Genomic DNA, 8,116 nt, shown 5'->3' on the forward strand with positions numbered 1-8,116 from the left:
GGCTGGTCGCCGGCTGCGACAGGCCGATGCGCATCGCCGCGCGGCTGACATTGGCCTCGCGCAGCAGCGCGTCGAGCGCGGTCAAGAGATTGAGATCGAGCGAATTCAAATTCATAGGGAGAATAGATATCATATTCGCTATAGATTTGAAGAATGATTAGCCAGCAGTGATCATCTCCGTGTTGCCACCACAAGGAGATGCCGCCATGAGTGCGAGCGCCAACAAGAAACTGATGCAGGACATTTTCGCCGCCGCCGCCAACCCCGATCCGGCCGTGCGCGACCGATCGCTGTTCGCCGCAAGCCTTGCCGACGACGCCAGATGGGTCGTGACCGGCCAGTATTCCTGGTCGCGCACCTTCGCGGGCAAGGAGGCGATCCTCGGCGATCTGCACGGCTATGTGCGCACCCGCCTGCGCGACCGGACGCGCACCGTGGCCCACCGCTTCATCGCCGATGGCGACATTGTCGTGGTGGAGGCCAAGGGCGACAACGTCACCCCCGAGGGCGTGCGCTACGACAACGACTACTGCCTGGTGTTCCGTCTCGAGGACGGCAGGATCAAGGAGATTCGGGAGTATTGCGACTCGATCCTGACCGAGAAAGCGCTGGGTCCCTTTCCGCAAACACCCGTGAGGGCCGCGAGCTGATCGGATTGAATGATGTCGCGACCACCGAAAGGTCCTGTCGGCTAAAGCCGTCGATTGTCGCGCAGGCGTGGCGGACGATGATGGAGGTCATCCGTATCAGGCGGGAGCGGTCCCGGGCCCGGTGTCAGCTCGTCGCCATGACCGAGCGGGAGCTTCAGGACTGCGGAATGACCCGGTCGGAGATTGCCTACGAGCTCCATAAGCCTCACCGGCGAAAATAGTGAATGGACCGGCGGTTCCCCGCTGCTCTTTTTTCCGGCGCCGCGGGAACCTTTGGGTTCCCGCCGGCGTTCGCTCGGTTCTGGGGCAATTGCGCTCCCGGCATCGCGCGCGTTGGGAATTCTATGCTGGCTGAGGCTACGGACGTTTCGACATATGTGGACCGCAGCTGCTCCGGACTCCGCGAACGACTGAGAGATGCAACATCGGCGGCGCACCGGGAGCTCGATGCGCAGCTTTCCGCATTCGACCTCACCGTCTTCTCAGGTTATCGCCGCTTTCTGCAGGCCAGCGCTGGCGCTCTTCTTCCGCTTGAAGCTGCGCTCGTCGAGGCCGGTGTCGCCAGGATGTTTCCGGATTGGCCGGAGCGGGCACGCGGTGCCGCGATTGCGGCGGATCTCGAACGGCTCGGCCGAGACGCGCATGCGACGGTATCGGTGTTGCCGATGACGCGGAGCGGTGTGCTCGGCACGATGTATGTGCTGGAGGGCTCCCGCCTCGGGGCGAAATTCCTGCTCAAGACGGTCGCGGATTCCGCCGATCCGCGAATCGGTGAAGCCACCGCCTATCTCAGGCATGGCACCGGCCAGCGGCTCTGGCAGAGCTTTTTGTCGAAGCTCGCCAGTAACCACAGTTGCGACGAGGACGAAGCAATCGAGGCGGCGCGCAGCGCTTTCGCCGCGTTCGAGCAGGCGGCGGACCGCGTATGAACGAGGCGGTCAACCTCACCAATTGCGATCGCGAGCCGATCCATATTCCCGGCAGCGTCCAGCCATTCGGCTTTATGCTCACGGTGCTGTCGGATTTCACGATCTGCATGGCGTCCGACAATGTCGGCAGCTTCCTCGGCGCCGATGTTGCCGATCTGCTCCAGCAGCCGTTGTCGCGCGTGATCTCGGAATCAGCGGTCGAGACCATCCGCAGCCGTGTCGATCATCTCAGCGGACCCGACGCGACCGAGCGCCTGTTCGGCGTCGAGCTCCAGCCGGGCAAGCCGCTCTACGATCTCTCGATCCATTTTTCCGGCGCCTATCTCGTTGTCGAGGCGGAGCCGAGCGTCAACGAGCCCGGTGTCAATTCCGGCGAGCTCGTCCGCCTGATGCTGGATCGCATCCGCAAGACGCGCGGCATGACCGAGCTTGCCCGCGAGGCGGCGCGCCAGCTCAAGGTGTTGACCGGATTCGACCGCGTCATGGTCTATCAGTTTCATCCGGACGGATCGGGCGAGGTGATTGCCGAAGCCGCGGAAGCAAGGCTGGAGCGGTTTCTCGGCCTGCACTATCCGGCCTCCGACATCCCAAAGCAGGCCCGCATCCTCTATCAGCGCAACTGGTTGCGGATCATCGCGGATATCGACCAGAAGCCCGCCGCGCTGCTGTCGACCGCCACGCATAACGCGGGACTGCTCGATCTCTCCATGAGCGTGCTCCGCTCGGTATCGCCGATCCACATCGAATATTTACGCAACATGGGCGTCGGCGCCTCGATGTCGGTGTCGATCCTGCGCGACGGCAAGCTGTGGGGCCTGTTCGCCTGCCACCATTATTCGCCGCGCTACATCTCGTTCGAGAAGCGCACGGCCGCCGAGCTGTTCGGACAGATGTTTTCCTGGATCGTGGAGGGGCGGGAGCGCGAGAGCGATGTCGCCTACGAGGCGAGCGCCCACCGGCTCCAGGAGCGGCTGATCGAGACCGTCGCGGCCCATGAGCATAGCCGCCGGGCAATCGTCGATTTCGTCGGCGAATACCGCAAGATGATCGCGTGCGACGGCGTGGCGATATGGTCCGAGAACAAGATTACGCTCGACGGCGAGACGCCGACCGAGAACGAGGTCAAGGACCTCGTCGCGTTCATCAACCGGACCTCTCCGGGGCGGATATGTGCCAGCGCAGAGATCGCCAAGCTCTACGCCGCAGGGGAAGCGTTCCGGGACCGGGCCGCCGGCTTTCTCGCCATCCCTATTTCGCGGACGCCGCGCGACTGCCTGATCTTCTTCCGCCGCGAGGTGGTGCGATCGGTCAATTGGGCCGGAGCGCCCGAGAAGGTGTATGACGAAGGGCCGAATGGGCCGCGCCTGACGCCGCGCAAGAGCTTCGAGCTATGGCAGGAAACTGTCGCAGGCCAATCGAAGCCCTGGACATCGGCCGACATCCGGATCGCGGAGAGCCTGCGCGTCACGCTGCTCGAGGTGATCCTGCAGCTCTCCGACCTTGCCGCGAGGGAGCGCCGTGGCGCCCAGGAGCGTCAGGAACTGATGATTGCCGAGCTCAATCATCGCGTTCGTAACATTCTCAGCCTCGTCCGCGCGCTGGTGGCGCAGAGCAAGGATACCGCAACGAGCGTGGAGGAGTTCGCGAGCGTGCTCGGCGGACGCATCCAGGCCCTGGCGCGCGCCCATGACCAGATCACCAACCTGAATTGGGCGCCGGTCGCCTTGCGTACGCTCGTGGAATCGGAGGCCGGTGCCTATCTCGGGGCCCGGGCAGGACGCATCAAGATGGGCGGGCCGGACGTCGCGCTCGATCCGAAGGCGTTTGCGACGCTCGCCCTCGTGGTGCACGAGATGATGACGAATTCGGCGAAATACGGCGCGCTCGCCGACTCCACGGGACAAGTGGAGGTGATCTGGAAACTCGATCCGAGCTCGAGCCTCGTGATCGAATGGAAGGAGAGCGGCGGCCCTCCGGTGCAGCCGCCGACCCGCCGGGGGTTCGGCACCACCATCATCGAGCGGTCGGTGCCCTACGATCTCAAGGGCGATGCCGAGATCCGTTTCGACCTGCTCGGCGTGCAGGCGACGTTCGTCATTCCCGGCAATCTCGTCCAACTGATGCCGTCCATCGCAGGAGCCGCCATGCGCGTCGAAGAGCAGCAATCCACCCGTCCCCGGATCTCCGACACGGCACTGATCGTCGAGGACAATCTGATCATTGCGATGGCCGCGGAGGTCATCCTGCTCGACCTTGGCGCCCGCCATGTCGACACCGCCGCCAGCGTCGATCAGGCCCTGCGGTCGATCGAGCGCACACGTCCGGGCTTTGCCCTGCTCGATCTCAACCTCGGCAACGAGAGCAGCATCAAGGTGGCGCAGAAGCTGAAAGAGATCGGCGTGCCCTTCATCTTCGCGACCGGCTATGGCGAGCGCGCGCCGATTCCGGTGGACCTGGCTGCAGCGCCGGTGATCCAGAAGCCCTACACGCTGGAAGTGGTCGAGAACGCGCTTGGCAAAATGACGCAGGCGAGCGCCCAATAAACGTTCACTCCGGCAGCGCCTGCAGCACTCTGCACCGGCCTGCTTGTCTCGCGCCAAAACCTTGCGCAGCTGCCGACAAAATCAGCAGATTTTGTCCACCTCTGTGCAGACATGCGCGAAAAATCAGAAGGTTCAATTAACGAGTGTCCTGCATTGTGCCGCGGTGCAGCGTGAGTCGTGCAAGGCGCGACGCGCGGCTGCCAGGGTGGCCGTGACGATCGCCAGAGTCGTGCGTCCGCCAGAATTCACATGCTTCTGGGTGGACAGTGGGAATGCCGAGCTTTCGTTTGCGGATCAGGGGCCGTCTCTATGCCGGCTTCATGGCCTTGGTGGCGGTCGGACTTGTGATGGCGGTGGTCGCCGTCTGGAATTTGCAGTCGGTGCAGGGCCAGGTCGCAAAGGCCTCGGCGTTTTCGGACAGCACCGCGCGGGTGCTGGAGATCTCGACCCATCTCCAGGCGATCCAGCGGGCCAATCTGCGCTACATCTACGACGCCAGCGAGCCCGCGATGAAGGAGGCTTCGGAGCGGGAGACTGCTGCGACGGAGCTGTTGAAGGTCGGCGCGAATGGTACGGCCTCGGAGGAGCGAAAAAAGCTCTACAACGACCTGATCGCCGACATCGCGAAGATGAAGAGCCTGCGCGATAATCTCGGCGACGCCGTCAACGAGGCGAGAACGGGCAAGGCGACGCTGTTGCCGAGCGGCGACGAACTGACCGTCAAGATGGGCAAACTGGTCGATGCGGCGCGCGCGGCCGTCGATGAAGACACCGCGTCCCTCGTTGCGGACCTCGAATCCAGGCTGCTTCTCGTTCAAATCGCAAACTGGCGTTTCCTGGCCCTTCGCGACGTCAAGGGGCCGGCAAACTTCAGGACGAATGTCGACAGGGCCATGCAGCGGCTCACGGCGCTGGAAAAGAGCCCGCAGGCGACGGAACTGCGAACCACCCTTGCGCCGGTGAAGAGCTCGCTCGGAATCTACAAATCCGCATTCGAGACGACGTCGGCCGCGATGCTCCAGGCCGACGAGATCTACCACAAGAACCTCGCTCCCCTCATCGTCGAGAGCATCGGCAAGCTCAAGGTCGCGGAAGTTACCCTGAAGAAGGACTACAAGGACTCGCGTAGCAACGCCGAAGCGGTGATCGCGGGCACGACGTCGGTTCAGGAGATGGCCGGCGGTCTTGCGATCCTGTTCGGCGGCATCGTCGCCTTCCTGATCGCCCGCAGCATCGTGGGTCCCCTGACCTCGATGACGCGCGCGATGGGGCAGTTGGCCGGAGGCAATCTCGCGATCGAGATTCCGGGGCGCGGCAAGGCCGACGAGATCGGCGACATGGCCAAGGCAATCGAGGTGTTCAAGGACAACATGATCGACACCGAGCGCCTACGCCACGAGCAGGCCGAGGTCGAGGCGCGGCAGGCCGAGAGTCGCAAGAAAGACATGGTCAGGCTCGCCGATCAGTTCGAGCAGGCGGTGGGCGAGATCGTCGACACCGTGTCGTCGGCATCGAGCGAGCTCGAGGCTTCCGCCGGCACGCTGACGGCGACCGCGACGCGCGCCCAGGATTTGTCGGGCGAGGTGGCCTCCGCATCTCAGGAAGCCTCCGCCAACGTGCAGGCTGTTGCGTCCGCGACCGAAGAGCTGTCCTCCTCGGTCTCGGAGATCGCCCGCCAGGTGCAGGAATCCGCGCGCATCGCCAGCGAGGCCGTGGGGCAGGCGAGCCGGACCAACGATCGCGTCGGCGAGCTCTCCAAGGCGGCCGCCCGCATCGGCGACGTGGTCGAGCTGATCAGCACCATCGCCGGCCAGACCAACCTTCTGGCACTGAACGCCACCATCGAGGCGGCGCGCGCCGGTGAGGCCGGCCGCGGCTTTGCCGTGGTCGCCTCCGAGGTCAAGGCGCTGGCCGAGCAGACCGCAAAGGCTACCGGCGAGATCGCCCAGCAGGTCTCCGGCATCCAGGCCGCGACGGAAGAGTCCGTCGGTTCGATCAGGGAGATCAGCGGCACCATCGAGCGGCTGTCGGAGATTTCCTCGACGGTTGCGGCGGCGGTGGAGCAGCAGGGCGCGGCGACGCAGGAAATCTCGCGCAACGTCCAGCAGGCCGCCCACGGCACCCAGCGCGTCTCGACCAATATCGGCGACGTGCAGCGCGGTGCCTCCGAGACCGGCTCGGCGTCCTCGCAGGTGCTGTCGGCGGCGCGCTCGCTGTCGTCTGACAGCAACCGGTTGAAGCAGGAAGTCGCCAAATTCCTGAGTTCGGTCCACGCCGCCTGATCGCGGCGGACCTCTCAAAGCAAAGGTCCACGCGCATGCGCGTGGACCTGCGATGGCGGCGCGGGTGGATTCTGCGGCTCGATCGCGCGGGCGGCTTCCCGGGTGCATGCCGGACAAGTTTCGATTGCCGCATTCTTGTTCAGATGACCGCAGAATTGGCGGCGCCGATCGTGCTCACAGCATTTTTCGCGCGGTCCTCCGTAGTCGATGCGCGGCAAATGCAGCATTGAATTAAGAAGTATTCTTCACTGTGCCGCGGTGCAGCGCGAATCTCCGAAAGGTGGTTGCTGCTGGGCGGGTGGCCGTTGCGACGTCGGGGAGTCGTTTGGCTGCTCCATCTCTCCTGCTATGGATGGACGGTGAAGATGCCGAGCTTGCGTTTGAATATCCGGGGGCGTCTCTACGCCGGGTTTTCGATACTTGTGGTCGTTGGCCTGATCATGGCCGGCGTTGCGATCTGGAATTTGGGAGCGGTCCAGGGCCAGATGGCGCGCCTCTCCTCGCTCGCGGACAACACGGCGCGCGTCCAGGAAATCTCCATCAACCTCCAGGCGCTGCGGCGCGCCAATCTGCGCTACATCTACGACGCCGACGAGCCTGCCTTCAAGGAAGCCGCGGAGCGCGAGGCGGCGACGGTCGAGCTGTTGAAAGCTGCGGCCAAGTCGACGATCTCCGAAGAGCGGCTCAAGATCTACAACGGCCTCGTCGGCGACATCGAGAAGATGAAGTCGCTGCGCGAACGCATGGGCGCCGCCATCAACGCGGCGACGAAGGGCAAGGCCGCTCTGCTCGCCGGCGGCGACGAGCTCACCGCCAGTTCCGGCAAGGTCGCCGCGGCGGCGGCCGCGACCGGTGATACCTACATCACCAGCTCCGTTGCCGACCTCGAATCCAAGATCCTGCTGGTCCGTGTCGCAAACTGGCGTTTCCTCGCACTGCGGGACGTCAAGGGGCCCGCTACCTTCCGGGCCAACGCCGATCAGGCGCAGCAGCGCCTGGTGGCGCTGGAGAAGGAGGGGCTGCCGGACGAGGTCAAGGCCACGCTCGGACCGGTCAAGACCGCGCTGTCGGTCTACAAGGCGGCGTTCGAGACGGCGTCTGCGGCGGTCCTCGAAGCCGACGAAATCTACCGCAACAATATCGCGCCCTTGATCGCGGAGAGCGTCGACAAGCTGAAGGTCGCGGAAACCGGCCTGAAGGCCGATTACCAGAAGTCGCGCGCGCTCGCCAATGGCGTCATCTCGAACACGACGTTGATTCAGGAGATCGCCGGCGCTCTTGCCGTCGTGTTCGGCGGCCTCGTCGCCTTCCTGATCGGGCGCAGCATCGCAGGGCCCCTGACCACCATGACCCGCGCGATGGGCGCGCTTGCCGGCGGCGATCTCAAGGTCGAGATTCCCGGCCGGGGCCATCGCGACGAGATCGGCGACATGGCCAAGGCGATCCAGGTGTTCAAGGAGAGCATGGTCGAGACCGAGCGCCTGCGCGAAGAGCAGGTGGCGACCGAGGCGCGGCAGGCCGAGCAGCGCAAGGCCGACATGCGGAATCTGGCCGGTGAATTCGAGCGCGCGGTGGGCGAGATCGTCGACACCGTGTCGTCGGCGTCGACCGAGCTCGAAGCGTCGGCTGGCACCCTGACCAACACGGCCACGCGCGCCCGCGATCTGTCGACGGAAGTGGCCTCGGCGTCGCAGGAAGCCTCCGCCAACGTG

Annotated in this window: 6 protein-coding genes and 1 pseudogene; 6 read left to right on the forward strand and 1 reads right to left on the reverse strand. The window is 64.7% G+C overall.

The genetic code is table 11. From position 1 onward, the window contains the following. Positions 1-115, reverse strand: a pseudogene (locus tag PMI42_RS40410) (LysR family transcriptional regulator); the annotation flags it as partial. 91 nt (positions 116-206) lie between these two features. Here PMI42_RS40410 and PMI42_RS11605 point away from each other — a divergent pair. From PMI42_RS11605 to PMI42_RS11630, 6 genes are all read left to right on the forward strand, one after another. Further along, positions 207-650 carry a nuclear transport factor 2 family protein gene (locus PMI42_RS11605; protein WP_008133950.1) on the forward strand — a complete coding sequence of 148 codons (444 nt, stop codon included), beginning with the start codon at positions 207-209 and terminating at the stop codon, positions 648-650. Positions 651-730: 80 nt separating this feature from the next. After that, entirely contained in the window at positions 731-871 is a 141-nt protein-coding gene (locus PMI42_RS11610; RefSeq protein WP_240535227.1) for a YjiS-like domain-containing protein, read from the forward strand. A gap of 123 nt (positions 872-994) precedes the next feature. Then, positions 995-1,579, forward strand: coding sequence for a biliverdin-producing heme oxygenase (locus tag PMI42_RS11615; protein ID WP_008133951.1), 585 nt, complete (start codon positions 995-997; stop codon positions 1,577-1,579). Then, complete coding sequence (locus tag PMI42_RS11620; RefSeq protein ID WP_008133952.1) at positions 1,576-4,122, forward strand: HWE histidine kinase domain-containing protein; 2,547 nt, start codon at positions 1,576-1,578, stop codon at positions 4,120-4,122. The genes PMI42_RS11615 and PMI42_RS11620 overlap by 4 nt, the downstream gene beginning before the upstream one ends. Before the next feature lie 272 nt (positions 4,123-4,394). Then, positions 4,395-6,404: a methyl-accepting chemotaxis protein gene (locus PMI42_RS11625; protein WP_008133954.1), complete on the forward strand. Its 2,010-nt coding sequence runs from the start codon at positions 4,395-4,397 to the stop codon at positions 6,402-6,404. 365 nt (positions 6,405-6,769) lie between these two features. Beyond that, positions 6,770-8,116, forward strand: a 1,347-nt coding sequence (locus tag PMI42_RS11630; RefSeq protein WP_008133955.1) for a HAMP domain-containing protein, incomplete at its 3' end; no start/stop codon positions are given.

Source organism: Bradyrhizobium sp. YR681 (assembly GCF_000282615.1).
Taxonomy (GTDB): Bacteria; Pseudomonadota; Alphaproteobacteria; order Rhizobiales; family Xanthobacteraceae; genus Bradyrhizobium.

Bases quoted from the DNA above. Each gene is read 5' to 3' on its own strand.
- PMI42_RS11605 (WP_008133950.1), top strand. From the start codon at position 207: ATGAGTGCGAGCGCCAACAAGAAACTGATGCAGGACATTTTCGCCGCC.
- PMI42_RS11610 (WP_240535227.1), top strand. From the start codon at position 731: ATGGAGGTCATCCGTATCAGGCGGGAGCGGTCCCGGGCCCGGTGTCAG.
- PMI42_RS11615 (WP_008133951.1), top strand. From the start codon at position 995: ATGCTGGCTGAGGCTACGGACGTTTCGACATATGTGGACCGCAGCTGC.
- PMI42_RS11620 (WP_008133952.1), top strand. From the start codon at position 1,576: ATGAACGAGGCGGTCAACCTCACCAATTGCGATCGCGAGCCGATCCAT.
- PMI42_RS11625 (WP_008133954.1), top strand. From the start codon at position 4,395: ATGCCGAGCTTTCGTTTGCGGATCAGGGGCCGTCTCTATGCCGGCTTC.